Raw genomic sequence first — 22,718 nt, forward strand, 5'->3', positions numbered from 1 at the left:
TGGCGACGCGATCGTCGCGGGTCGAGCCGCTTAAAACAGTCGCGCATCCTCGCCGCTCTGGCAGGATGGGCACTTGCAATTGTGGAAATTGACGTCGGCCGCCAGATATTCTTCGCCGCAATGGATGCAGGCGATCCGCAGATGCGGACGCTTGTCGGTGCTGACCGTGCGGTCGACCAGATATTGTCCCAGCGCATTCTGATCGCCGACAGCGACGTGATAGTTCGCGACCATAGCGTCCCCCGCATCTCGCGTCTGCGAAATAGTCTAGCACACAGTCTGCGGGGGAAGGCAAATGCGATTATTGCTAGCGAATCGCGCCTTCCCCCGTGGAATCTCGTTAACCCAATCTTCGGCTACCGCTATCCGGATGCGGCACGCGATGCAGTTCACAGGCGGCGCCCGCGCGAATACTGCGCCTTTGGATTGCTTCGTCGACTTCACTTCCTCGCAATGACGCGGAGCGCGTGTAAGCGCGCATCCGTACTTCATCGGATGAGATGTTCGCGGAGGTCGAAGGGCTGCGATCCGTCCGAAACGTTGTTGCGGGACAACGATTGCGCCCGCGCGGCCACGCATTCTGGTGAGATGGAGAGGACCATGCTCATTCACCGCAGCAGTGTCGTTGAAGACGTGATGCGCGATTGGCCGGCGACGATCCGGACCTTCCTGGATTTCCAACTGGCCTGCGTCGGTTGCCCGATCGCGACGTTTCACACTGTCGCGGATTCGTGCCAGGAGCACGGCATCGAGGAGGCGACCTTCGTGGCGGCGCTACGCGCTGCGGTGGTGCGCGCTGTCGATCAGGGCTGCTTGCCGTCGGGCGCCTGCTCGGCCAGCATCACGAGCTGATGCGGCTCGCGGAGCACGATCCTTTGCCGGCCGCTCTCGATCAGCCCGCGTTGTTCCCAGCCTGAGAGCAGGCGACTGACGGTGTGCAGCGTGGTGCCGGTCATCTGCGCGATGTCCTGTCGGCTGATCGGAAAATCGATCTGCACGCCGTTCTCGACCTTGCGGCCGCTCTGCTTGGCGAGCCGCAGCAGCGCGTGGGCGACGCGCTGCTCGACCTGCTGGGTCGACATCTCGATGACGCGCGAATGGGTTTCCTGCAGCCGGCCGCCGACGGTGCGCAGCGTGTTGGTGGCGAGCGCGGGATAGAGCTTCACCAATCGCGGCCACGCGGTGGTCGGCCAAGCCAGCACGATGCTGTCGTCGACCGCCGTTGCCGTCGCCGGATAGCGCGAGAGTCCGATCGCCATCGCCACGCCCAGCGTCTCGCCGGACGAAACGTAGCGAACCACGATCTGCTCACCGGCCGGCGTCACCTTGCTGGCGCGGACATGGCCGTGCAGCAGCACGAAGAACGAATGCGCGTCCTCGCCCTGCTCGAACACTTTGCCGTTCTTGGGAACCCGGATCGACCGCGCCTCCTGCAGGATGGCATCGAGCTCGTCGGCGCTGCAGCCGGCGAACAGCGGCAGCTTCGAAACGAGGGAGGTGTCGATCGTCGCCATGCGATGACTCGCGGTTGGTTTGCGTCCGGCCAGCTAAATCGCGCGTGTGGGCGGAGAGCAAGAGGGAGCGCCTTTCGGCGCTCCGGCCTTCCTCGGCATGGTGCCGTTGGGGAAGCGCCCCGAGCCGTCCGGTCACGCAATTCGGATTTGCGGGCGACGCATCGGTGCCCGCGGCAGCTCATGCTGATTGTTACTTCGCTCGTGGCGTCGCGGTCATGCTTGCGCGGGCGTGTGGGTAAACACCACTTCGATCAGCGTGCCGGATTGCGGCGCGCTCTTGATGTGGAACTGGGCTCGGTTGGCTTCGACCAGCGCCTTGGTGAGCGACAGGCTGACGCCGGCGGCTTCGGATCGGTCGCTCGGGGCCGGCGTGCTGAACGGCTGCAGTGCGGCGGCGAGTTCGTCGTCGTTGAGGCGATGGCCGGTGTCGCGCACGCGCAGGACGACTTCGCCGAAATCACTCAGCGCGGTCGAGACGATCACCTGGCCGCCCGCATTCGCGAGGTGGATCGAGGTGCCGATCAGGTGCATCAGGATCTGCCGCAGTGCCCGCGTGTCGGCCACCACCGGCGGCAGCGCGTGCGCCAGCGATGTGCGGATGATGATGCGCTCGCGGTTGGCGCGCGGCTGCATCACCGCGACGCATTGCTCGACCAGCTCGTTGAGGTTCTGGCTGGTGAAGTCGAGTTCAAGCTTGCCGGTTTCGATCTGCGACAGATCGAGCAGGTCACCGACGATGCCGATTACGCGCTCTCCCGAGGCCCGGATGTCCTTCAGGTAGTCGCCGTAGCGCTCGTTGCCGAGGGGACCGAAGCGCTCCTCGATCATCACCTCGGCGAAGCCGATGATGGCATTGACGGGCGTTCGGATCTCGTGGCTGAGCCGCGCCAGCACGTCGGCCTTGGCGCCGGCGGCGCGCTCGGCGAGCTTGCGCACCTGGCCCAGCTCGGTCTCGATCCGGCGCGCCTGTGACAGGTCGCGGAACACGGCGAAGTAATTCGGTCCCTCCGGCCGCGTGCGGCCGAGCGTCATGGTGAGCGGAAACAGCCCGCCTTCGCGCACCCGGCCGAGTGCTTCGAGGCCGTGGTCGAGCAGGCTCTCGGCGCTGCCCGACTTCACGCTGGCGAAGTAATCCATCACCGCGTTGTTGCTCTCGGGCGCGAAAAGATCCGGCAGCGAGCGCTCCACCAGCTCGGCGCCGTCATAGCCGAACAGCGCCTCGGCGCTGCGATTGCAAGCGCTGATCCGGCCTTCGGCGTCGAACATCAAGATGCCTTCGGCGGTGGTATCGAGGATCGCGCCGAGTTCTTCGGCATTGACCTGGCCGACTTCGGACGACGCGGCGGCATCTGCACTGTCGACCTGGGCGATCAGTTCCGGGGCGGAGACGGTCGGGGCGTCGGCGGAGAAGATCAGCGCCAACGCCTGGTCGCCGTCCCAGGTGATGGTGTGCAGCCGGCCGGTCGCCGGCGCGGAGTTCTCGCTCGCGACGGTGATCGGGGCGCCGTCTTCCGAGGTGCTGCTTGCGCCGGCAGTGCCTTCTGCGACGTAGAGCGCGTCCAGGCCGCCGGCCTCGTCGAGGGTAGCGAGGGTGGCGAAACCCATCCGCTGCAAGAACGCCGCGTTGGCATAGAGCAGGCGGTCGAGCCGATAGATCAGCACGCCGACCGGGATGAGGTCCATCAGCACGCGATCGCGAGCGCTGTCACCAGCAGCCGGCGTTGCCGGGGGGGCGAGCCAGTCGGCCTGCGGTGCTGCAGGCTCCGGCATCGCGGATGCGTTGGTCACACTGGGCTCAGCATCGGGCGATGCGTCGGCCTGCTGCATGCGGTCGTTGTCAGCGGACGGCTCACTGAGCTGATCGTCGTCGGAAGCCTGGGCGAACATTCGATCCGCCGCACCGGCGGCTTCGCTTTCCAACCGCTCCGCAAGCTGGCGCGCGAGTTCGTTGAACGCGCTGTTCTCGACCGGCGTCAGCGCGGGCGAGCGCGCGTCGTTGGCGGGCCGGAAGGGCAAAACGTTTCTCGGGGGTTCCACGGTGCTATCCGTTTCTTCAATCTGATGAGGTGAGTCCGCCGCGACAGGCTGGTCGGGGGCGAGCAGAGACGCGTCACGCGGAGTGGAGTCGGCCGACAGCGACCGCGGCGGGTGTATCTGAGCGCCGCCGTGCTGACGCAGTGCGGCCAGATGATCGAGGCCAGCAAGATCGCGACACACGCCGGCGCCGCGATAGCCGACGAACGTACCGTCCCGATTCTGGATCGGCAGGCCGGACATTTCGATCGGCAGGCGAAGGCTGGTGCCGTCCGCCGGCCAGTGCAGCGTGACGCCGCTCCAGGTGTGACGCTGCGCGATTGCCTGGGCGAACCGATCTTCGGGATCAAGATCGAACGCCGCCCGGATCTCAGCCCAAGGCTGGCCAAAACGGCCTGCCGCCTCCGGGCCGATCAGCCGAATAAACTCGTCCGACTTCACCGTGAACCGGTGATCGCCGTCGAGCTGCCAGACAAAGCGCAGGGGGTGTCGCCGTGGCGGCAATGGCTCCGGAGCGATGGGCTCGCCGACTGCCTCTGTCGGCTCATCGGCTGCCTCCGCCGCGAGCTCGTGACCGGCAACTGCTCCTTCGGCAACGGCGGCGATGGCTGGTGACGCGTCGGCCGATGTGCCTTCGGCCGGCGGCTTCTCGGCGTCCGGGGAAGGTTGTTCAGCTTGCACCGGAGGTTCGTCGGCGACCGGCTCCACGAACCGGGACGGTTCTTCAGTGGTCGCGTGCTCCGCGTGCGCGAGGTCCGCTTGAGCCGGACGATCAGCTCTCTCGGAATGCGATGCGAGGTCCTGAGGGTCGTGCGGGGCGGCTTCGGCTGGTTCGCTCGGGGCCGGAATCGTCTCTCCGAGCAGCGCGAATTCCGCCGGCGCTTCGGTCAGCGTTTCGAGCGCTTCGTAGTCGGCAAGCGAGGGCTTGGCCGCAGCGACTTCAGCTTGCGGCGATGCGATCGGTTCGGAGGTCTCGGCCGTCAACGCATCGTCGACTGTCGGCAGATCGATCGGTGGCAATAGCGGTTGTGCCGGAGCGGGCTTTGGCTTGGCTTGCGCAGCCGGATCGGGCGTTGGCGCGTTCGGCACCAGCAACGCCACCAGACCGACATCGTCGCCGCTGCCGACGCGTTGCAGCACCATACGGCCGATCCCGACCGGGGTCTCTGCACGGCCGGTGCGCAGCGCTTCGGCGCGTGCCTCGTCGAGCCCGGCCTCGGTGAGGTTCCGGAAGCCGAGCAGGGTTTGTGCGGCGGCGCTGGCGCCGACGAACAGGCCGTCGCGCGCAAAGGCCGCGATCGGGGTTTCGAGACCTTCCACCAGCCCGCGCAGCCGTTCGACCAGCGGCATCGGGCGCCCGACCTGCGCGACAGCAGCGATCAGGATGCCGGCCCTGCCGTCGGCGAAGTCCAGCCGCGCGCAGGCGCAGGTGACCAGCGCCCCGAGGCGCGCGCCGAACCCGCGCAGCCGCTCCAACCGCGTGGCGCCGTCGGGCGGAAGGCGGCCAGCCAGATGTGAGACAAGGCGCCGGTGCGGATCGGCGGGGCCGAATCGTCGCATGCCGAGCGTGTAGGCGTTATCGGCACCGAGCAATCGCGCGCCGACTGGGTTGGCCCAGAGCACACGGGTGCCGTCGACCGACCACAGCCAGACCGGCAGCGCACGGACGGCGTGGGCCGCAAGCCGGGGATCGTCGACCCCTCGCAACTGAAAATCCCAACTGGTCATCGATGCCCGTGCGCGGCGGTTTCGGTCCGGCTCGTGGGCCGCAGCAGCTCGCCGCTGCGGCCGGTCAAGAACCTTAACAATTCATTATCGCTGTCGCGCGCCGCCAGGTCCACGATTGCCGCTGCGCTGTCCCAAGCTAAGCACCGATAACCTTAATTCGGCGGTCGGAGGCTGAACCTTGGTGCGGACATTTGCGTTGTCAGGATGCTCGGCGGTGTAAGGTTGCAAAAATCCCTCGTTGGGTCACGATGACGGTGCTGACGGTCACACGGCTGATGCGAGCCGGCGTTATCGTCACGGCAGGCTCGGATGGGGCCATGGAGGCCCCTGCGGAACAGGAGTGGACCATGGATCAGGATGGGCGGGACCGGTTCGAAATTCCCAAGGAAGTGCGCTCGATCGCAGAAGCCAGCTTCGATCAGGCCCGCAAGGCCTTCGAGCACATGCTTTCCAATGCGCAGCAGACCGCAACGACGATCGAAGATCGCGGCGCCGTGGTGCGGTCCAACGCCAAGGACATCACCAGCAAGGCCGTGAGCTTTGCCGAACGCAATATCTCGGCGGCGCTCGACTACGCCCAGCAGCTCGTCCATGCCAAGGATTTGAGCGATGTGATGCGGCTGCACAGCGAATACGTTCAAGCGCAGATGAAGGCCCTCGCCGAACAAGCCGCGGAGCTCGGCCAGACCGTGAGCAAAGCCGCTCAGGACGCCGCCAAGCCCAAAACCTGAGCGGTATCAAATTGTCGCCGAAGCCCTAGAGTTGTCCTAATTGACGCACAATGTGGCAGTGCGATGCAATATTATGTTGCATTGCACAAATTTCGTGTTAGTATCTCCACTAAAGGATGACCGAAAACGGTCAATCCAGTTTAGGCCCGGCACTCGGCCCCATATTTCAGTTTGGCCCTTTGCGCGGGTGACTTTGATTTTCCATCAGGAAGGGCGCCCCATGGCCGATTCGAACGATCCGTTCTCCACCGTTATCCCGTTCCAAATGCCCGAGCAGGTTCGCGCATTCGCCGAGAAGGGCGTCTCCCAGGCGCGCGAGAGCTACAGCAAGCTGCGCGATGTCGCCGAGAGCAACAACGGCACGATCGAAGCTGTGTTCTCGTCCGCCAGCAAGGGCGCGACCGACTATTCGTCGAAGGTGTTCGACTTCGTGAAGACCAACACCAGCGCCAGCTTCGACTTCGCCCACAGCCTGTTCGGTGCCAAGACGCTGCCGGAAGTGCTGGAAATGTGGACGTCGCACGCCAAGAAGCAGGTCGAAGTGCTGACCTCGCAGACCAAGGAACTCACCGAGCTGTCGCAGAAGGTTGCGGCCGAGACCGTCGAGCCGATCAAGGCCAACGCCTCGAAGATCTTCAACACCGCCGGCTGAGCCGGTCCGCCGGCTGAGCCGGTCCGGAGACGCGAATTTCGAAGCCCGGGACCTGTCCCGGGCTTTTTTGTCGATCCACACCTCGACATTGGTCTGAGGGCGCATCGCGGTCTTGCCAAAGCACGGCGTTGCACCTAGTTTCCGCCCGTTCGCGGCCAAGCTCCGCGCCGGATGCAGTTGTAGCTCAGTTGGTTAGAGCGCCTGTCTGTGGAACAGGAGGTCGGTGGTTCGAGCCCACCCAACTGTACCACTTGGTGGAAAACTCCCTTCCTTCCAATAACTTGCTGATAGATCTGACGTATTTGCGCGCCTTAAATACAAAAGGGCTCACAAATGGCGTTGCGAATGGTCGAGCTGAACAAATCGAGTGACGGGCGCCATGAAGCGAAGGCGATCCTGATACGAGAAACGAGGGCACTGTGGTGCGGGCAATGCAACCTGAGGCTCCGAGGGAGACGCAACAGAACACAGGGTGCCGTTGTCAGACCTAATGGCCACTCGACTGGGTAGACATCTTCAACAGTCTTTCCGCGCTGCTTCCACTTAAGCGGAGGCCGCCGCCCTTTCGGCTCGGCATTTTGAAGCCGGGGGCCGGGGTCGGCCAAAAAGGGCTCGGTGCTCGAAAGGGGACCCGTAGAACTTAGAGGCCGCGGGGACTCAAGAGGTCAACCAGAGCCCGCGCAGCAGAGGGCAATCGTCCCGAGCACCGCAGCGGCTACGGTCATTTCCAGTGAGACGGCAAGCACGGCAAGGCCGGCGAAGAAGTTACAGAGCATTGGCGGCCCCCTCAGCCCTCAAGAGCGCGGTAAACGGAAGCGCGGCCGATCTTCAGCGCCTTGGCGATGGCGAAAGCTCCCATGCCCTGCGCGCGCAGCTCCCTGACCTTTGTGGCATCAATGGACGCCTTGCGACCTTGGTAGACCCCGCGCGCCTTGGCCTCTGCGATGCCCTCCAATTGCCGTTCCCTGCGAAGGTTGGTTTCGAACCCAGCGAAGACACCGAGCATGTCCAAGAAGCACTGTCTCGCCCCGCGGCGCATCAAAACTTGAGCCTGTACCAGGGTGCGCCGTCGTTCGGGCGGATCTGAGTGTACCAGGATCTCAGGGTTCAACCTTTCGATTGCAGAATGATTTCATGAGAGTAGTATCGTGAAATCATAGTGGAATCGGAGCTGTGCCATGAGCAACGTTGTTTACTTGCGCCGCGCTCCCGACCAGGTCGCTGCCTTTTTGCGGGTCGGGGGGTCGGGCCATCGTCAGCTTGAAACGCTTCTCATGTCGGGCAAGCTGCCTTCCAAGCGTCTCGTTCTCGACGCGTCGGCTTTTTCCAGACAAGGCGACTTGGTTGCAGGTCTGAAGCGGGCTGGGCGTGAGCTATCGCTGGATACAAACGTCGCTGAGCTGTCTGCTGTCGGGCGCTTTCAGGGCGCCGTTAGAACCGCGCCGTGGGCCCCTGCGGACAAGCCCATCACAGAGAGCGATGTGCTGGGCAACCAAGCATGGTTGCTTCCCAAGGTGGCACGATTTGCTGTTGAGAACGGTCTTAACCGGATTCAGGCGCCAACCCACTTCTTGGAACGAGGGGTCAAGGACCCTTGGTTCCGCGTCGACCTTGAGGCGTGTTTACGGCTTCGGCAATTGCTCGACATGGAAGGCGGAAAGGATATCGACATTGACTATCCGCTGATGATCAGCGCCGCCACGCTGAATGACGCGACTGAGCGAACGGCCATTATTCCAGCTCTCGCACGTCTTCCGATTAAAAGCCTTTGGCTCCGAATTTCCCGATTTGGGGCCGATGCAACACCGGCGGGCGTGAGCAAATACATCAGCGCGATTCGGGAATTTCACGTGCTGGATTTGCCGCTCGTGGCGGACGGAGCCGGGGGAATGGTAGGGCTGGCCGTTGCTGCCTTTGGAGCGGCAAGCGGGCTTTGCCACGGTGTGGCAGAGAAGGAACGTTTCGACGCGTCCGCTTGGAATAAGCCTCGTCCGGACAAGAAAAGCAGCGGCGGAAACGCATACTCGGTTCTTCTGCCAGGTGTGGATCGGCTATTGAAAAAGGAAGAAGCGCAGGCGTTGATCGGTTCGCCTGCCGGAAGGCGACTGCTCAGTTGCCCAAACCGAAACTGCTGCCCATCGGGGTTCGAAGACACCCTTAAGGACCCAAAAGGTCACTATTTGCGGCAGCGAGCCTTTCAGTGCGATGAACTTTCAGCTGTTCAGGATCTCCTTAAGCCAAAGCATTTCATAGAAAAGATGCTCGCGGCAGCTTCAAGGACTGCACGGCAGGTTGCGAAGCTCAAAACCGGCGATGAAAAGCTCAGCGAAACCTTGACCAAAAATGCGCTGCGGCTTGAGCGGATGGGAGATGTACTGGAAAACCTTCAGAAAACGGAAGTAGACGCTACCAGAGTAAGAGCGTTCGCTGAGGCTAGGCCTCAGGAGGGCGGTTCAATAATTCAAGATGAGAGACTTTAAATGGCCACGGCAGTAGCAAGGATCCTCGGACGACTGAAAGACGAGGGCGGTCTGCAGGGCCGAGACATCGCCAACATCGTTTCAGCATCTCCGCCTACGGTCTCCCGTTGGCTGAAGGGGACATCCTCTCCCGACATCAAGACGCAAACACGGATCGCTCAACTGGGCTATTTAGTGGATCGGCTATCCGAATTTTACACTGCGGACGAGACGCGCCTTTGGCTGCACACGCCCCATCCAATGTTGGAGGGAAAGCGAGCTATTGACCTTTTGAACGATGACCGAATGGAAGACGTCCTCGCGGTTATCGAGAGCATGGACGCGGGAGCTTATACGTAAAGTGGCTGAAGAGCACAAAGCTCGGGATATAGCTCTATTGGACGCTTTGGATCGCCTCCCAAGGGTTGCAATCCGAAGCCGAGTATGGCGCACCGTGAGGGCGGAACGAGACCCCTTAGAGGGCGGAAGCTCCCGAGGCCGTTGGGGCCACGAGCAGATGGAAACGCTGTACTCCTCTTTCGAGGAGGATGGTTCGATCGCTGAAATTTTCTCTCTGCTCTCTTCGCAGCCCGTTTTCCCCTCAAAGCTCCGTTGGCTGGCCTATGAGCTGCAAGCTGAATTAGAGGACGTATTGTCCCTGTCGACCCTGCCCGAACTGGCCGCACTAGGCGTGGACACCACACGGTATACGGCTCGCGAGTATCGACGGACGCAAGAAATCGCAGACGCTGCTTTGTTTCTTGGGTTCAAAGGCCTTGTTGTGCCAAGCGCGCGGTGGGATTGCTCCAATTTGGTCACGTTCACAGAGAAGACCGATCCTGATAATCTGACCTTGGTCAGCGCTCCGAAGGCCATCGATTGGACCGAGTGGCGCGCGCTTCGTGCGGCCAGAACGCGATAGACTGCGCTTTTCCGAGACAGTGCAACGGCGGGGCGCTCCTTCATGAAGAGATTTACGTTCCTTCAGGTTAGGCATTCGCTGTCGCAGCTGTCTGTTTAGGGTGCGAACAAGCTTCACGTATGGCGGCCTGCCCAACACAACAAACATCTTCCAGTCGATACAAAATGTGGATACAAGACGCGCATCTTGGAATGCGAATTCGCTAGCGATATCAGCGCTGATGGATTGTCTAGGCGGCTCCCAACCAACTGTACCACGCCGTTCCTCGCGGGCTCCGCTGCCCAGACCTCCTCATCCTGGCTTCGCCGGTCTGCCTCGCAGATTTAGGTGACTTGAGATTCGAGCGCTCCGCTCGCGGGTTAGCGCATGGGCGGTTGTCTTCAATCCGCAATGCGCGAACATTCTCGGGCCTGCACGTAAGAGGCTACGGAGCGCCAATCGAAACCGGCGAACGTCGCCTCGGTTATTTCGGCCCGCCCGCCGCCGATCGCAGCGCTGAGGAACTTCCCGGACGACAGGTGGAACGACGCCCCGCGCGGTACGTTCCTTCGCCGAAGTGACTGACGATCGAGGGGACCCATGGCCGAATTCGAACCAAGCGACGAGGCAATTGCCGTACTGGTAGACATCGCGCGGACCGCCGGTCGCGACCTGAATGTCGGCCAGCGGCTCGAGCTCGACCACTTGGTTTCGCAAGGACTCGCCACAGCCGTGAAGAATGACCAGGGACAGCGGAGCTACCAAGTCACCGCGAAAGGCCAGAGTTTGCTCGATGAGCGCGGCGTGGGCGCCAATGAATCGTAACGCTGCTGAATGACCGATTGTTCATGAAGTTGAACGGCTGCTGCTCTGGATCGGCTCGCGACGGATGTATACGTAGAGGCGAATGGAGAAACCCATGAGCGACCTCGATCACCGCGCAGAAATCGAACGCCATCTGGCCTGGTTCGAGTCAAAGCTGCCGCCCAAGCCCGCACACTTTGTCGGATGGCTGCGAAAGCCATCTTCGCGCTATGTGCGTCTGCCGGTCGGTGTCGCGTTGGTCGGCGGCGGCGTGCTCAGCTTTCTTCCGGTACTCGGGCTTTGGATGTTGCCGCTCGGTCTTGTCCTGATTTCGCAGGACGTCCCGGCGCTTGAAAAGCCGACAGCGCGAACGTTGGGATGGCTCGAGCGTAAATGGCTCGAGCATCAGCGCAAGAAGGGTGTCGACGCCACGCCTTTCAATGCCGAACAGCAAGCACTCGATTCTGCCACAACATCTCCGGCGAAACGGGTCGGAACCTAACCTGTTCGCATCAGGTCGTTGTGTGATTCAAAAGCCAACATGGCGTTGTAATCGGCGGCGGCCTTTGCCTAGCGTGTGAAGTTTTATCTTCCACGAATCAGCGTCCTGATTCACCTTTGTCGATCAATGGTCAATCGGGAGGCCCGTCGTATGAACGTCATCGTCTTTGCGTCACGTAAAGGCGGCGCAGGTAAGAGCACACTGACCGCTCACTTGGCTGCCCATGTCACCAAAACTTCGAAACGCTGTTTGCTTGTCGACGCCGATCCGCAGGGTTCGCTCACGCTGTGGCACAAGCTGCGTGGTACCAACGAGCCACCGCTGCGCACCGCAACGCGTTCGGTCGGTGAGATCATCGCGACCGCAAAGCGCGACGGCTTCGATTGGGTATTCATCGACACGCCGCCGAATTTGTCCGCAGTGGTCGACGATGCGATTCGCCATGCCACCATGGTGATCATTCCGGCTCGTCCGGGTGTATTCGACGTCAACGCGGTGCAGGAGACGATCCAGAGCTGCCGCTCCAGCCGCAAGCCCTATGCGGTGGTTGTCAACGGCGCGCCAGCGTTGCGCGACGAGGTCGAGAGCCGCATCGTCACCATCGCGCGCGACGCTCTTGCCAAGTTCAAGGCGCCGGTGTGGGGCGGGCAGATCACCAATCGCGCCGACCTGCTGATGGCGCTGGGCGAAGGCCAGGGCGCTCGCGAATATGCGGCAGAAGGACGCGCCGCCTACGAGATCAGCCGGCTGTGGGCTGCGATCGAACGCTCGGTCAAAGCGATCCGCGGCGCCGGCGCAGCATCCGGAGCGATGCACAAGCAGGCCGCCTAAACATTCCGAAAATGAGACGCGCGGATCCCGCGTGTTTTGATTCAAACCGTGGCGCGCCGCGCCGCGGTTTTCTGCCGTGGCTATCGAGCCTGCTCTGCACGTCGAGCCGTGCTTTTGCTCGCGGCAAGAAAAAAGCCGGGCTCACGAGGAACCCGGCTGAGGTATTGGCCTCGAGAGGCCGACACAATCACCTTCCAAGAGGGATAACTGAAGCTCCGCACTACTGGAGGAGGGGGACATGTGTAGTGCAGACCCTCAGCATGGAGACATTTGATCTGCGAAACCGATTTGCAGCAACCAGGGGCGCCGCATGTCAGTCATGCATGCGAAGACCCAGCACAGTTCCACGGTATCTCAGATAAGTCTTGAGGCGCGCGCCGGCTGATCGATCAGAAAACCAGGTTCAGCTCGGCCAGCGCTGCGCCTTGTTGACCACGAAGTCCCGGAACACCTGGACGCGGGCAACGGTCTTTAGCTCTTCGGGATACACGAAGTACGTATCAAGCTGGATCGAGTCCTGCTCGTCGAATAGTTGCACCAACCGGTTCGGGTCTTCGACCAGATAGTCCGGCAGCGCGGCGATGCCGAGGCCCTGCTGGCAGGCACGTACCAGGCCCAGGATGTTGTTGACCTTGAAGTAGGGTTCGCGCGGCCCGGCGCCATTGCGGCCGGCGTCGACCAGCCAGCTGCGGTTCTGCAGATGCTGCGGCACCTGATTGTCGCTGAGCATGATCAGCCGGTGATTGTCGAGCTCTTCCAGCGTCCGCGGTGTGCCGAAATGCTTGATGTATTCGGGCGAGCAATAGGCGTGGAAGCCGATCGAGAACAGCTTGCGCTGGATCAGGTCGGGCTGGGTCGGCTTGCGGGTGCGGATCGCGACGTCGGCCTCGCGCATCGAGAGGTCGAGCTCTTCGTCGGTGACGATCAGCGAGATCCGGATCTCCGGGTACAGCGCGGTGAATTCGCCGAGCCGCGGCACTAGCCAGTGAATGCCGAGGCCGGGCGTGGTGGTGATCTTCAGATCGCCGCTGGGCCGCTCGCGGCTGTCCGTCAGCTTGGCGCGCGCCGCCTGCAACTGCATGAACACGTCATGGGCAGTGCGGAACAACAGGTCGCCCTGTTCGGTCAGGATCAGCCCGCGTGCATGACGATGGAACAGCGAAACCGACAACTCCTGTTCCAGCGCGCTGACCTGGCGCGACACGGCCGATTGCGAAAGGCCGAGCTGTTCACCCGCATGGGTGAAACTGCCGGCTTCAGCAGCGGCGTGAAAGACCTTGAGCTTATCCCAATCCATATCGGTGAACCCGTCGCGGTTTCGAGGCACGATTATTCCGCCGCCTCGCGTTCACTGGCTGCCATCGCCATGAAGCGTTCGGCTTCCAGTGCGGCCATGCAGCCGAGGCCTGCTGCAGTCACAGCCTGACGATAGGTTTCGTCGGCCACATCGCCGGCGGCGAAAACGCCGGGCACGGACGTCGCAGTGGAGTTCGGCGCGACTTGAACGTAGCCGGACGGCTTCAGCTTGAGCTGATCCTTCACGAGTTCGGTCGCAGGCGCATGGCCGATGGCGATGAACACGCCGTCGGCCGGCAGCTCGGTCAGCGCGCCGGACTTGACGTTCTTCAGCCGTACATGCGTGACCTTGGTCGGGTTGTCGCTGCCGCAGATCTCGTCGACGGCGCTGTCCCAGATCACGCTGATCTTCGGATTCTTGAACAGGCGGTCCTGCAGGATACGCTCGGCGCGGAAATGGTCGCGGCGATGCACGATCGTCACCTTGGAGGCGAAGTTGGTCAGGAACAGCGCTTCCTCGACCGCGGTGTTACCGCCGCCGACCACCACGACTTCCTTGCCGCGATAAAAGAAGCCGTCGCAAGTCGCGCAGGCCGAGACGCCGAAGCCCTTGTAGGTCTGTTCGGACGGGATGCCGAGCCAGCGCGCCTGGGCGCCGGTGGCGAGGATCACGGTGTCGGCGATGTAGACGTCGCCGCTGTCGCAAGTCAGCCGGAACGGGCGCTGGCTCAGGTCGAGGTCGACCACCAGATCGGTGACGATCTTGGTGCCGACGTGGACGGCCTGCTTCTCCATCTGCTCCATCAGCCAGGGGCCCTGGATGACGTCCGCGAAGCCGGGATAGTTCTCGACGTCGGTGGTGATGGTGAGCTGGCCTCCCGGCTGCATGCCCTGCAGCAGGATCGGTTCGAGCATGGCGCGCGCAGCGTAGATGGCGGCCGTATAGCCGGCCGGTCCCGAGCCGATGATCACAACTTTGGCGTGGACTGGACTGGGCATGTTTCAGCTCCCCAAACATAGGGCGGCGCGAAGCAGGGAATGGCCTGGCAGGGGCATCGCCAACGGGCGGAAGATTTGAGACGCAACTCTATGTCATCTGGTGAGCTATGCAAGATTTGCAATCCGTCTGTGCAGGATTTCCCACCGTCTTTGGCAAACGAGTTGTGATCATCGCGAAATAAAATTGCTCGGGATTGATCATCTGAGCTATGAGGAGACCGTTGCCTGCCTGTCCGCACCACGGGATTTCGCCGCGTGTCCAAGACCCTCGACCAGATCGACCTGAAAATTCTCCAGGAAATCCAGGATGACGGCCGAATCACCAATGTCGAATTGGCGAAGCGGGTCGGCATTTCGCCGCCGCCCTGCCTGCGCCGCGTCCGCACCCTGGAGGAGGAAGGTTACATCCAGGGTTATCGCGGGCTGCTCGACCCCGCCCATCTCGGCTTCGACGTCACGGTCTTTGCGTCGGTCCACCTGTCCAGCCAGGCCGAGGCGGATTTGCGCGGCTTCGAGGAGTTCGTCCGCAACGAGCCGCTGGTCCGGGAATGCTGGATGCTGTCCGGCGAGGTGGATTTCATCCTGAAATGCGTCGCGCCCGATATGGCGACCTTCCAGGCCTTCGTGGCGCATCTGACCGCGGCTCCACACGTCCGTAACGTCCGCACCTCGCTGGTGCTGCGCAATTCGAAATACGCTGCCGCCGTCCCGCTGGAATTGAAGGCGGTTGCCACCTGATGAGCCGGGCCGCGGCCCGGCTCACCCGGCGCGTCGCACTCAAATTTTGCGACGCAGCGTCGCGTCGAGGCTGATCGGTCCGCCGCCCGCCGTCGCCAGATACAGGCAGGCGAAGCAGAACAGGATCGCAGCGGTGCCGCCGTTCAGCAGCGGAAACCACACCGGCGTTTCGCCCTTGAACATGTGGCCGAGGAAGTAAGCGAACGCCATCTCGCCCGACAGAATGAAGGCGACCAGCCGCGTGAACAGCCCGAGCATCAGCATCGCGCCGAGGATCAGTTCGAGCGTGCCGGCGAAGCCGATCCGCGAGAACAGCTCGACCTGGGCGAAGTAGGGGACGACCGGAAACTTGAAGATCTTCGCCACGCCGTACTGAAACAGCAGCAGGCCGGTGATGAAGCGAAACAGGCTCAGGACCGTGGGCTGCCACTTGGCGGCGAAGCTGTCCATGTTCGGTGCGCGTCCTTTGTTGATGATCGATGGTTGCTGGATACTTGGCGCTCCGCGCTCTTGTCCATTGGTCGCACCCTGCAACACGGACAAGTGAAGTCGGCTCCGCGGGTCGTGATCAGTTGGCCGCGGGGGCTGCACTGTCCCGCGGACAGCAAAAAGGCCGCCTCGCGGCGGCCTTTTGCGTCATGTCGCGATGGTGAGCGCTGTCAGCGCCACTCGACCTTGGCGATCTCATAGGCCTTGGCGCCGCCGGGGGCGTTGACCTCGACCGAGGTCCCCATGGTCTTGCCAATCAGCGCCCGGGCGAGCGGCGACGTGATCGAAATCTTGCCCTTCTTGGCGTCGGCCTCGGCTTCGCCGACGATCTGCCAGACGGCCTTCTTCTCGGTGTCCTCGTCGATCAGCGTCACCGTCGCACCGAACTTGATGGTGTCGCCGGATAGCTTGCTGATATCGATGATATCGGCGCGCGCGAGCTTGTCTTCGAGCTCCGCGATGCGGCCCTCGTTGTGCGACTGCTCTTCCTTGGCGGCGTGATACTCGGCGTTCTCCGATAGGTCGCCATGCGAGCGCGCCTCGGCGATATGCTCGATGATGCGCGGACGATCCTGCGACTGGCGCTTCTTCAATTCGTCCGAGAGCGCGGCATAGCCGCCCGCTGTCATCGGTACCTTTTCGACCATCTTGCCTTCATCCTCGATATTCGCCGCGACTGGTCACATGGTGACCAGCCGCAATCTCGTCAGCTTGCCTAATGGCGAACCGCCGCGCGGGCACTCCAATAAAGTCCAGGAATACTTCCAGCCGGTCGCTCAGGAGTGCCGCGAACGGCCAAACAAAACTAACCTGAAGCTGGCGGGTTCCCGGCCTTGCCGATCAGTTTGCCGGGCGCACGGCCCGGCTGACGATCAGATTTGGGAAAAGTAGCTCTGCAAGGTCCGAACCTCAAGGTCCCCGCCAAGATAGGCTCGGATTCCTTTTGCGGCCGCCACAGCCCCGGAAAGAGTGGTGTAATACGGCACCTTATGCAAGAGGGCAGCGCGCCGCAGTGAACGGCTGTCGGCCAGGGCCTGCGGCCCTTCCGTGGTGTTGAACACGAGTTGCACCTCGCCGTTCATGATGGCGTCGACGATGTGCGGCCGGCCTTCCAGCACCTTGTTGATCTTTTCGGTCGGAACGCCGTGGTCGCTGAGATAGCGCTGCGTGCCGGAGGTCGCGATCACCTTGAAGCCGACTTCGTGCAGCAGCTTCACCGCGTCGACGATGCGGGTCTTGTCGCTCTCACGAACCGACACGAACACCGTGCCCTTGCGCGGCACGCGGGTGCCGCCGCCGAGCTGGCTCTTGGCGAAGGCGATCTCGAACGAGCGGTCGAGGCCCATCACTTCGCCCGTCGAGCGCATCTCCGGCCCCAGCACAGTGTCGACGCCGGGGAAGCGGGCGAACGGGAACACCGATTCCTTGACGCCGACATGGTCGAGCGTGCGCTTCTGCAGGTCGAGGTCGGCGATCTTCTCGCCGGCCATGATCCGGGCCGCGAGCTTGGCGACCGGCATGCCGATCACCTTGGCGACGAACGGCACCGTGCGCGACGCGCGCGGATTGACCTCGAGCACATAGATCTCGCCGTCCTTGATGGCGTACTGCACGTTCATCAGGCCGACGACGTCGAGGCCGAGCGCGAGCTCGCGGGTCTGCCGCTCGAGCTCGGCGATCATTGGCGCGTCGAGCGAATGCGGCGGCAGCGAGCAGGCCGAGTCACCGGAGTGAATGCCGGCTTCCTCGATGTGCTCCATGATGCCGACGATGAACGTGTCCTTGCCGTCGCACAGGCAATCGACGTCGATCTCGGTGGCGTCCGACAGATAGCGGTCGAACAGCAGCGGGTTGGTACCGAGCACGGTGTTGATCTGCCCGGTCTTGTCGTTCGGATAGCGCGCCTTGACGTCGGCCGGGACCAGCTCGGGCAGGGTGCCGAGCAGGTAGTCGCTGAGCTGATTGTCCTCGCGGATGATCTGCATGGCGCGGCCGCCCAGCACGTAGGACGGGCGCACCACCAGCGGCAGGCCGAGTTCGGCCGCGACCAGGCGGGCCTGCTCGACCGAATAGGCGATGCCGTTTTTCGGCTGCTTCAGCCGCAGCTTGTCGAGGATTCGCTTGAAGCGGTCGCGGTCCTCGGCGAGGTCGATCGCGTCCGGCGAGGTGCCGAGGATCGGCACGTCGGCAGCTTCGAGCGCACGCGCCAGCTTCAGCGGTGTCTGCCCGCCGAATTGCACGATGACGCCCTTCAGGCTGCCTTTGCTGCGCTCGGTGTCGATGATCTCGAGCACGTCTTCGGCCGTCAGCGGTTCGAAATACAGCCGGTCCGCGGTGTCGTAGTCGGTCGACACGGTCTCGGGGTTGCAGTTCACCATGATCGACTCGTAGCCGGCGTCATGCAGCGCGAAGCAGGCATGGCAGCAGCAATAGTCGAACTCGATGCCCTGGCCGATCCGGTTCGGACCGCCGCCGAGGATGATGACCTTGTTCTTGTCCGAGGGCCGGCTTTCGTCCGAGACCGGGCCGGCGAACGGCGACTCGTAGGTCGAGTACATGTAGGCGGTCGGCGAGGCGAACTCGGCCGCGCAGGTGTCGATGCGCTTGAACACCGGGCGCACGTCGAGCGCGCGGCGCTTGGCCTTGACGTCGGCTTCGGTGGTGCCGGCGAGCACAGAGAGGCGGGCGTCGGAGAAGCCCATCGCTTTCAGGGTGCGCATACCGAAGGCGTGCTCCGGCAGGCCGCTGCTGCGAACCCGGGTTTCCATATCGACGATGCCGCGAAGCTGCGCCAGGAACCACGGATCAATCTTGCAGGAGTTGAAGATCTCCTCGTCCGACCAGCCGAGCCGCATCGCCTGGGCGACCTGCAGCAGCCGGCTCGGCGTCGGGGTGCCGAGCGCCGCACGGATCGCGTTCTTGTCGTCGCCGCGGCCCAGGCCGTCGATCTCGATCTCGTCGAGGCCGGTGAGGCCGCTTTCGAGGCCGCGCAGCGCCTTCTGCAGGCTCTCCTGGAAGGTGCGGCCGATCGCCATCACCTCGCCGACCGATTTCATCGAGGTCGTCAGATTGTGCGAGGCGCCGGGGAATTTCTCGAAGGCGAAGCGCGGAATCTTGGTGACGACGTAGTCGATGGTCGGCTCGAACGACGCCGGGGTCGCGCCGCCGGTGATGTCGTTGGCGATTTCGTCCAGCGTGTAGCCGACCGCGAGCTTGGCGGCGACCTTGGCGATCGGAAAGCCGGTGGCCTTCGACGCCAGCGCCGAGGAGCGCGACACCCGCGGGTTCATCTCGATGACGACCAGCCGGCCGTCCTCGGGATTGACGGCGAACTGCACGTTCGAGCCGCCGGTTTCGACGCCGATCTCGCGCAGCACCGCCAGCGAGGCGTCGCGCATGATCTGATATTCTTTGTCGGTCAGCGTCAGGGCCGGCGCCACCGTGATCGAGTCGCCGGTGTGCACGCCCATCGGATCGAGGTTCTCGATCGAGCAGACGATGATGCAGTTGTCCTTCTTGTCGCGGACAACCTCCATTTCGTATTCTTTCCATCCGAGGATGGATTCTTCGATCAGCACTTCGCTGGTCGGCGACGCGTCGATGCCGCTCTCGACGATCTCGATGAATTCGGCCTTGGTGTAGGCGATGCCGCCGCCGGTGCCGCCCATGGTGAAAGACGGCCGGATCAGCGCCGGGAAGCCGATCTCGTCGAGCGCGCGCAGCGCGTCGGGCAGATTCTTGACCTGGCGGGAGCGCGGCGTCTCCAGGCCGATCTTGGTCATGGCCTCGCGAAAACGCTCGCGGTCCTCGGCCTTGTCGATCGCGTCGGCGGTGGCGCCGATCATTTCGACGTCGAACTTGTCCAGCGTGCCGAGCTTGCGCAGCGACAGCGCGCAGTTCAGCGCGGTCTGGCCGCCCATCGTCGGCAGCAGCGCGAAGCCGCCGGGAATGACGTAGCGTTCCTTCTCGACGATCTTGGCGACGATCTCGGGCGTGATCGGCTCAATATAGGTCGCGTCGGCCAGTTCCGGATCGGTCATGATCGTAGCTGGATTGGAATTGACCAGAACGATCCGGTAGCCCTCCTGCTTCAGGGCTTTGACCGCTTGGGTCCCGGAATAATCGAACTCACAGGCCTGGCCGATCACGATGGGACCGGCGCCGATGATGAGGATCGTGGAGATGTCGGTTCTTTTGGGCATCAAATCTCGCTGACGCGGGCGGGCGGAAATCGGGCACAAAAAAAGGGCGCGCTGTCGCGCGTCCCTTGCTGTTCAGCGCCGGGCTTCCCCAGGCGCGCGGGCGTGTCTTAGACCAGTTTCCGCAGCGGCGAAAGGGTTTAACGACACCCGTCAACCGGCAATTTGGGGTCCTGGAGGCCCAGCCTGGACTTGAACCAGGAAAAAAGAGCGTTGCACCGCCCCCGCGTTGATCTTCCGCCACCGGGCCGCATGCAGTGTGACCCTTCTGGGTGCGACAATCCAGCCCGACTGAGGGTTAACGTTAAATCCCGGTTCTAGGAACACTGACGGACGACACCCGCTCACGCATTCGTGTGCCGTCAAGCGTAACACTTTCCCGGTCTCGCCGTATCTTGTCACCGGAGGGTGCTGCGCTGGATGACGTCCGGCCGCGGTGCCGAGCGATCGAACGTCGAACCCGAGGAAACCCATGCGCATCATCAGCCGCTTTGCCCTCAGCGCCGCCGCCCTCGGCGCGCTGGCCTTCTTCGCAAGCTTCACGCCTGGTCGTGCCGCCGAGGAAGCCGTGGTGATCCCGCCGCCGGCGATCGATGCCAAGGCCGGGGAGGGGCTGCAAACCGCGGTGTTCGCCGGCGGATGTTTCTGGGGCGTGCAGGGCGTGTTTCAGCACACCACCGGCGTGGTCAATGCCGTCTCGGGCTATGCTGGCGGCAGCAAGGCCAGCGCGAACTACATGATGGTGTCGACCGGCGCCACCGACCATGCCGAGGCGGTGGAGATCAAATACGATCCCAAGCAGGTCAGCTACGGCAAGCTGCTGCAGATCTTCTTCTCGGTCGTGCACGACCCGACCCAGCTCAATCGGCAGGGCCCCGACAGCGGCACGCAGTATCGGTCGGCGATCTTCACCGTGAACGACGAGCAGAAGAAAGTCGCCGACGCCTATGTGGCGCAGCTCGGCGCCGCAAAGGTGTACGGCAGCCCGATCGTCACCAAGGTCGGACCGCTCGAACGGTTCTATGCCGCGGAGGCCTATCATCAGGACTACCTGACGCTGCACCCCAGCCAGCCCTATATTGTCTACAACGACCTGCCGAAGATCGATAACCTCAAGAAGCTGTTCCCGGGCGACTATCGCCAGAAGCCGACGCTGGTCAGCAGTGCCAAGGTCACAAATTGAGGCGGACGGTCGATTACACATTCAGGAGTTGTCATGACCGATACCAAGACCCCGCCCGGCAAGGTTACCAAGAGCGAGGCGGAGTGGCGCAAGGAACTGACGCCGATTCAGTACGCCGTGTTGCGCGAGAAGGCGACCGAGCGTCCGTTCTCGGGCGAGTATGAATACGAGACCACGCCCGGCACCTATGTGTGTGCGGGCTGCGGCCAGACCCTGTTCGAATCCGATGCCAAGTTCGATTCCGGCTGCGGTTGGCCGAGCTTCACTGCGCCAGCGGAATCGGAGGTGGTCGACGAGGAGCGCGACGTCAGCCACGGCATGGTCCGCACCGAGGTGCTGTGCTCCAGCTGCAGCGGCCATCTCGGCCACGTATTTCCGGATGGGCCGGGGCCGACCGGCCTTCGTTACTGCATCAATTCGGCCGCGCTGAAACTGAAGCCGCGCTGATGCGATGAGTTGGTACGCCGCGCCAATTGCGGCGCGGCGTAATCAGGAAGAAATCGGGCGGATGATCTGTCCGCGGCCGAAGCTGGCGTACACGTCACGGATCGACCGGGGAGGGTGCCATGTCGTTCGCGACTATTCTCATCATCGCCCTGACCATCCTGCTGCTCGGCGGCTTCAGCCAGCGCTTCGGCGGCTATGGATACGGCCGCGGCTCGGGCCTCACCGGCCTGATCGGCGTCATCCTGATGGTCGTCATCCTCATGGTGCTGCTTCGGAAGCTCTGAGGCGCGTCTGCCCCTGAAAAGTGGCCGCAGCGGCCAATTCGAACGCTGGGGTCGCAATTTCGGCGTTCGTGCCTATATTAGGCAGGAAATTCGAGACATGCTGCCGGAAGCTCTCGCAGACTTTCTGCGCAGCGTTCAATTCATGCGTATCGTCAGAAGGTTAGTTGCACCATGGCATTCAGCTTCGAAACTGCCGCCGAATTATTTCCTGCAGCGATCCGGAAGAAGAAGCGCGCCGGTTTCACCTATCGCCGGTTCGACAATGCGGCCGACGCGGTGAAATTCGCTATCGAGGAACTGCCAGCGGATTCGCTGAACGGCGCCTACCTTCAGGTCGACGAAGCGCGGTTTGACCAAAAGGGCATCCGAGAGCTGTACGACAGCGAGGCCTACCCCCATCAGCGCCGCGTCGAGGAATCCGCGGATGCGCTGAAAGAGGACGCCGCCTGATACCCTGCGCGGGCACGATCCTACATTCGAGCGAATGTCTTCGTGTCGCAGCGATCGACAATTGCTGCGGGGCGTGACGAGATCAGCTTGAGGTCCCGGTAAAACAACGCGTAGGTCTGCTGCGTCGGAGCAGGCGTACTGCTGCGTACACAAACGATCCACGGTGCCACCGTGACAGGGTTGGCCTCGATTGGCCCCGCCACTTCAAGGGGCTCTGCTAGCTTCGCCTCGCCGGCAACGCGCTTGATATCAGCGGTCGCGGATTTGATCGTCGGCGCCTGCGCGGCGGGCTCGGGAATACCCTCGAGAATACCCGAACACGCGCCCAGTGCCATCGACGAAAGAATGATAGTTAGCGTTCGCATTCGTCTTCGATTCGTAAGTTGTTGGCGCGAGTGAGTAAACCGACGCGGCTCGTATAGCAACGCCGGCGCGGCGAAGATGAGGCGGACAAAAAGCAAGGGCTCGCCCGTTCTC

23 protein-coding genes, 2 tRNA genes and 1 pseudogene are annotated in these 22,718 nt (G+C 62.9%); 15 read left to right on the forward strand and 11 right to left on the reverse strand.

From position 1 onward, the window contains the following. Positions 1 to 30 precede the first annotated feature (30 nt). Positions 31 to 234, reverse strand: coding sequence for a hypothetical protein (locus LPW26_RS10090; RefSeq protein WP_238734829.1), 204 nt, complete (start codon positions 232 to 234; stop codon positions 31 to 33). A gap of 366 nt (positions 235 to 600) precedes the next feature. On the opposite strand from LPW26_RS10090, the gene LPW26_RS10095 reads away from it, so the two are divergent. Then, positions 601 to 852, forward strand: coding sequence for a DUF1858 domain-containing protein (locus tag LPW26_RS10095; RefSeq protein WP_238734831.1), 252 nt, complete (start codon positions 601 to 603; stop codon positions 850 to 852). Here the strand turns inward: LPW26_RS10095 and LPW26_RS10100 are convergent. Both LPW26_RS10100 and LPW26_RS10105 read right to left on the reverse strand, forming a co-directional pair. Beyond that, entirely contained in the window at positions 804 to 1,514 is a 711-nt protein-coding gene (locus tag LPW26_RS10100) for a Crp/Fnr family transcriptional regulator (protein WP_238734833.1), read from the reverse strand. The genes LPW26_RS10095 and LPW26_RS10100 overlap by 49 nt on opposite strands. Before the next feature lie 213 nt (positions 1,515 to 1,727). Beyond that, positions 1,728 to 5,276 carry a PAS domain-containing protein gene (locus LPW26_RS10105; RefSeq protein ID WP_238734835.1) on the reverse strand — a complete coding sequence of 1,183 codons (3,549 nt, stop codon included), beginning with the start codon at positions 5,274 to 5,276 and terminating at the stop codon, positions 1,728 to 1,730. A 347-nt stretch (positions 5,277 to 5,623) separates the two neighbouring features. Between LPW26_RS10105 and LPW26_RS10110 the strand changes: the two genes are divergently transcribed. The 3 genes from LPW26_RS10110 to LPW26_RS10120 all read left to right on the forward strand — a co-directional run bounded on the left by LPW26_RS10110 (position 5,624) and on the right by LPW26_RS10120 (position 6,909). After that, a complete protein-coding gene (locus LPW26_RS10110; RefSeq protein ID WP_238734943.1) occupies positions 5,624 to 6,007 on the forward strand; it encodes a phasin in 384 nt (127 codons plus the stop codon). A gap of 220 nt (positions 6,008 to 6,227) precedes the next feature. Then, positions 6,228 to 6,659 (forward strand): phasin, encoded by a 432-nt coding sequence (locus LPW26_RS10115; protein ID WP_238734837.1) that lies wholly within the window; start codon positions 6,228 to 6,230, stop codon positions 6,657 to 6,659. A 173-nt stretch (positions 6,660 to 6,832) separates the two neighbouring features. Next, positions 6,833 to 6,909, forward strand: a tRNA-His gene (locus LPW26_RS10120). A 537-nt stretch (positions 6,910 to 7,446) separates the two neighbouring features. Here the strand turns inward: LPW26_RS10120 and LPW26_RS10125 are convergent. After that, positions 7,447 to 7,686: pseudogene (locus LPW26_RS10125) on the reverse strand (helix-turn-helix domain-containing protein); the annotation flags it as partial. A gap of 151 nt (positions 7,687 to 7,837) precedes the next feature. Here LPW26_RS10125 and LPW26_RS10130 point away from each other — a divergent pair. The 6 genes from LPW26_RS10130 (at position 7,838) to LPW26_RS10155 (ending at position 12,156) form a co-directional block, all read left to right on the forward strand. Then, a complete protein-coding gene (locus LPW26_RS10130; RefSeq protein ID WP_238734839.1) occupies positions 7,838 to 9,139 on the forward strand; it encodes a hypothetical protein in 1,302 nt (433 codons plus the stop codon). Beyond that, positions 9,140 to 9,478 carry an antitoxin Xre/MbcA/ParS toxin-binding domain-containing protein gene (locus tag LPW26_RS10135; protein WP_238734841.1) on the forward strand — a complete coding sequence of 113 codons (339 nt, stop codon included), beginning with the start codon at positions 9,140 to 9,142 and terminating at the stop codon, positions 9,476 to 9,478. It begins immediately after the preceding gene. After that, positions 9,417 to 10,040, forward strand: coding sequence for an RES family NAD+ phosphorylase (locus tag LPW26_RS10140; protein WP_238734842.1), 624 nt, complete (start codon positions 9,417 to 9,419; stop codon positions 10,038 to 10,040). The genes LPW26_RS10135 and LPW26_RS10140 overlap by 62 nt, the downstream gene beginning before the upstream one ends. A 579-nt stretch (positions 10,041 to 10,619) precedes the next feature. Next, positions 10,620 to 10,844 (forward strand): hypothetical protein, encoded by a 225-nt coding sequence (locus LPW26_RS10145; protein ID WP_238734843.1) that lies wholly within the window; start codon positions 10,620 to 10,622, stop codon positions 10,842 to 10,844. A gap of 94 nt (positions 10,845 to 10,938) precedes the next feature. Then, positions 10,939 to 11,325, forward strand: a complete 387-nt coding sequence (locus tag LPW26_RS10150; RefSeq protein WP_238734844.1) for a hypothetical protein — start codon at positions 10,939 to 10,941, stop codon at positions 11,323 to 11,325. Positions 11,326 to 11,475: 150 nt separating this feature from the next. Then, a complete protein-coding gene (locus LPW26_RS10155; protein ID WP_238734845.1) occupies positions 11,476 to 12,156 on the forward strand; it encodes a ParA family protein in 681 nt (226 codons plus the stop codon). A gap of 403 nt (positions 12,157 to 12,559) precedes the next feature. Here the strand turns inward: LPW26_RS10155 and LPW26_RS10160 are convergent, their stop codons facing one another. Further along, a complete protein-coding gene (locus tag LPW26_RS10160; RefSeq protein WP_238734846.1) occupies positions 12,560 to 13,453 on the reverse strand; it encodes a LysR family transcriptional regulator in 894 nt (297 codons plus the stop codon). Between the two features lie 32 nt (positions 13,454 to 13,485). Next, on the reverse strand, positions 13,486 to 14,451 hold the full coding sequence (gene trxB, locus LPW26_RS10165) for a thioredoxin-disulfide reductase (RefSeq protein WP_238734847.1): 966 nt from the start codon (positions 14,449 to 14,451) through the stop codon (positions 13,486 to 13,488). A 255-nt stretch (positions 14,452 to 14,706) separates the two neighbouring features. Between trxB and LPW26_RS10170 the strand changes: the two genes are divergently transcribed. Beyond that, positions 14,707 to 15,189: an Lrp/AsnC family transcriptional regulator gene (locus LPW26_RS10170; protein ID WP_238734848.1), complete on the forward strand. Its 483-nt coding sequence runs from the start codon at positions 14,707 to 14,709 to the stop codon at positions 15,187 to 15,189. A gap of 39 nt (positions 15,190 to 15,228) precedes the next feature. Here LPW26_RS10170 and LPW26_RS10175 read toward each other — a convergent pair whose 3' ends face one another. The 4 genes from LPW26_RS10175 to LPW26_RS10190 form a co-directional block, all read right to left on the reverse strand. Next, complete coding sequence (locus tag LPW26_RS10175) at positions 15,229 to 15,639, reverse strand: DoxX family protein (protein WP_238734850.1); 411 nt, start codon at positions 15,637 to 15,639, stop codon at positions 15,229 to 15,231. A 209-nt stretch (positions 15,640 to 15,848) separates the two neighbouring features. Next, on the reverse strand, positions 15,849 to 16,325 hold the full coding sequence (greA, locus tag LPW26_RS10180; RefSeq protein WP_238734852.1) for a transcription elongation factor GreA: 477 nt from the start codon (positions 16,323 to 16,325) through the stop codon (positions 15,849 to 15,851). Positions 16,326 to 16,550: 225 nt separating this feature from the next. After that, positions 16,551 to 19,880 carry a carbamoyl-phosphate synthase large subunit gene (gene carB / locus LPW26_RS10185; RefSeq protein WP_238734854.1) on the reverse strand — a complete coding sequence of 1,110 codons (3,330 nt, stop codon included), beginning with the start codon at positions 19,878 to 19,880 and terminating at the stop codon, positions 16,551 to 16,553. Positions 19,881 to 20,051: 171 nt separating this feature from the next. Further along, positions 20,052 to 20,127: transfer RNA gene (locus LPW26_RS10190), tRNA-OTHER, on the reverse strand. A 222-nt stretch (positions 20,128 to 20,349) separates the two neighbouring features. Between LPW26_RS10190 and msrA the strand changes: the two genes are divergently transcribed. From msrA to LPW26_RS10210, 4 genes are all read left to right on the forward strand, one after another. Next, the gene (gene msrA, locus LPW26_RS10195; protein ID WP_238734856.1) at positions 20,350 to 21,060 is read left to right on the forward strand and encodes a peptide-methionine (S)-S-oxide reductase MsrA; all 711 of its coding nucleotides are present in this window, start codon (positions 20,350 to 20,352) and stop codon (positions 21,058 to 21,060) included. Positions 21,061 to 21,093: 33 nt separating this feature from the next. After that, positions 21,094 to 21,507: a peptide-methionine (R)-S-oxide reductase MsrB gene (gene msrB, locus LPW26_RS10200; protein WP_238734858.1), complete on the forward strand. Its 414-nt coding sequence runs from the start codon at positions 21,094 to 21,096 to the stop codon at positions 21,505 to 21,507. Between the two features lie 119 nt (positions 21,508 to 21,626). Continuing rightward, a complete protein-coding gene (locus tag LPW26_RS10205; RefSeq protein ID WP_238734859.1) occupies positions 21,627 to 21,791 on the forward strand; it encodes a DUF3309 family protein in 165 nt (54 codons plus the stop codon). Between the two features lie 171 nt (positions 21,792 to 21,962). Beyond that, positions 21,963 to 22,241, forward strand: a complete 279-nt coding sequence (locus LPW26_RS10210) for a hypothetical protein (protein WP_238734860.1) — start codon at positions 21,963 to 21,965, stop codon at positions 22,239 to 22,241. A 20-nt stretch (positions 22,242 to 22,261) separates the two neighbouring features. On the opposite strand, the gene LPW26_RS10215 is transcribed toward LPW26_RS10210, so the two are convergent. Continuing rightward, positions 22,262 to 22,606 carry a hypothetical protein gene (locus LPW26_RS10215; protein ID WP_238734862.1) on the reverse strand — a complete coding sequence of 115 codons (345 nt, stop codon included), beginning with the start codon at positions 22,604 to 22,606 and terminating at the stop codon, positions 22,262 to 22,264. Positions 22,607 to 22,718: the final 112 nt, after the last annotated feature.

The sequence above is a fragment of the Rhodopseudomonas infernalis genome (assembly GCF_022271405.1).
Classification (GTDB): Bacteria; Pseudomonadota; Alphaproteobacteria; order Rhizobiales; family Xanthobacteraceae; genus Rhodopseudomonas; species Rhodopseudomonas infernalis.

Excerpts from the sequence above, each read along its gene's own strand:
- LPW26_RS10215 (WP_238734862.1), bottom strand. The coding sequence starts at position 22,606 with ATGCGAACGCTAACTATCATTCTTTCGTCGATGGCACTGGGCGCGTGT.
- LPW26_RS10175 (WP_238734850.1), bottom strand. The coding sequence starts at position 15,639 with ATGGACAGCTTCGCCGCCAAGTGGCAGCCCACGGTCCTGAGCCTGTTT.
- LPW26_RS10155 (WP_238734845.1), top strand. The coding sequence starts at position 11,476 with ATGAACGTCATCGTCTTTGCGTCACGTAAAGGCGGCGCAGGTAAGAGC.
- msrA (WP_238734856.1), top strand. The coding sequence starts at position 20,350 with ATGCGCATCATCAGCCGCTTTGCCCTCAGCGCCGCCGCCCTCGGCGCG.
- msrB (WP_238734858.1), top strand. The coding sequence starts at position 21,094 with ATGACCGATACCAAGACCCCGCCCGGCAAGGTTACCAAGAGCGAGGCG.
- LPW26_RS10160 (WP_238734846.1), bottom strand. The coding sequence starts at position 13,453 with ATGGATTGGGATAAGCTCAAGGTCTTTCACGCCGCTGCTGAAGCCGGC.
- LPW26_RS10205 (WP_238734859.1), top strand. The coding sequence starts at position 21,627 with ATGTCGTTCGCGACTATTCTCATCATCGCCCTGACCATCCTGCTGCTC.
- LPW26_RS10145 (WP_238734843.1), top strand. The coding sequence starts at position 10,620 with ATGGCCGAATTCGAACCAAGCGACGAGGCAATTGCCGTACTGGTAGAC.
- LPW26_RS10100 (WP_238734833.1), bottom strand. The coding sequence starts at position 1,514 with ATGGCGACGATCGACACCTCCCTCGTTTCGAAGCTGCCGCTGTTCGCC.
- carB (WP_238734854.1), bottom strand. The coding sequence starts at position 19,880 with ATGCCCAAAAGAACCGACATCTCCACGATCCTCATCATCGGCGCCGGT.
- LPW26_RS10090 (WP_238734829.1), bottom strand. The coding sequence starts at position 234 with ATGGTCGCGAACTATCACGTCGCTGTCGGCGATCAGAATGCGCTGGGA.
- LPW26_RS10115 (WP_238734837.1), top strand. The coding sequence starts at position 6,228 with ATGGCCGATTCGAACGATCCGTTCTCCACCGTTATCCCGTTCCAAATG.
- LPW26_RS10140 (WP_238734842.1), top strand. The coding sequence starts at position 9,417 with ATGACCGAATGGAAGACGTCCTCGCGGTTATCGAGAGCATGGACGCGG.
- trxB (WP_238734847.1), bottom strand. The coding sequence starts at position 14,451 with ATGCCCAGTCCAGTCCACGCCAAAGTTGTGATCATCGGCTCGGGACCG.
- LPW26_RS10210 (WP_238734860.1), top strand. The coding sequence starts at position 21,963 with ATGGCATTCAGCTTCGAAACTGCCGCCGAATTATTTCCTGCAGCGATC.
- LPW26_RS10095 (WP_238734831.1), top strand. The coding sequence starts at position 601 with ATGCTCATTCACCGCAGCAGTGTCGTTGAAGACGTGATGCGCGATTGG.
- LPW26_RS10130 (WP_238734839.1), top strand. The coding sequence starts at position 7,838 with ATGAGCAACGTTGTTTACTTGCGCCGCGCTCCCGACCAGGTCGCTGCC.
- LPW26_RS10110 (WP_238734943.1), top strand. The coding sequence starts at position 5,624 with ATGGATCAGGATGGGCGGGACCGGTTCGAAATTCCCAAGGAAGTGCGC.
- LPW26_RS10150 (WP_238734844.1), top strand. The coding sequence starts at position 10,939 with ATGAGCGACCTCGATCACCGCGCAGAAATCGAACGCCATCTGGCCTGG.
- LPW26_RS10105 (WP_238734835.1), bottom strand. The coding sequence starts at position 5,276 with ATGACCAGTTGGGATTTTCAGTTGCGAGGGGTCGACGATCCCCGGCTT.
- LPW26_RS10135 (WP_238734841.1), top strand. The coding sequence starts at position 9,140 with ATGGCCACGGCAGTAGCAAGGATCCTCGGACGACTGAAAGACGAGGGC.
- greA (WP_238734852.1), bottom strand. The coding sequence starts at position 16,325 with ATGGTCGAAAAGGTACCGATGACAGCGGGCGGCTATGCCGCGCTCTCG.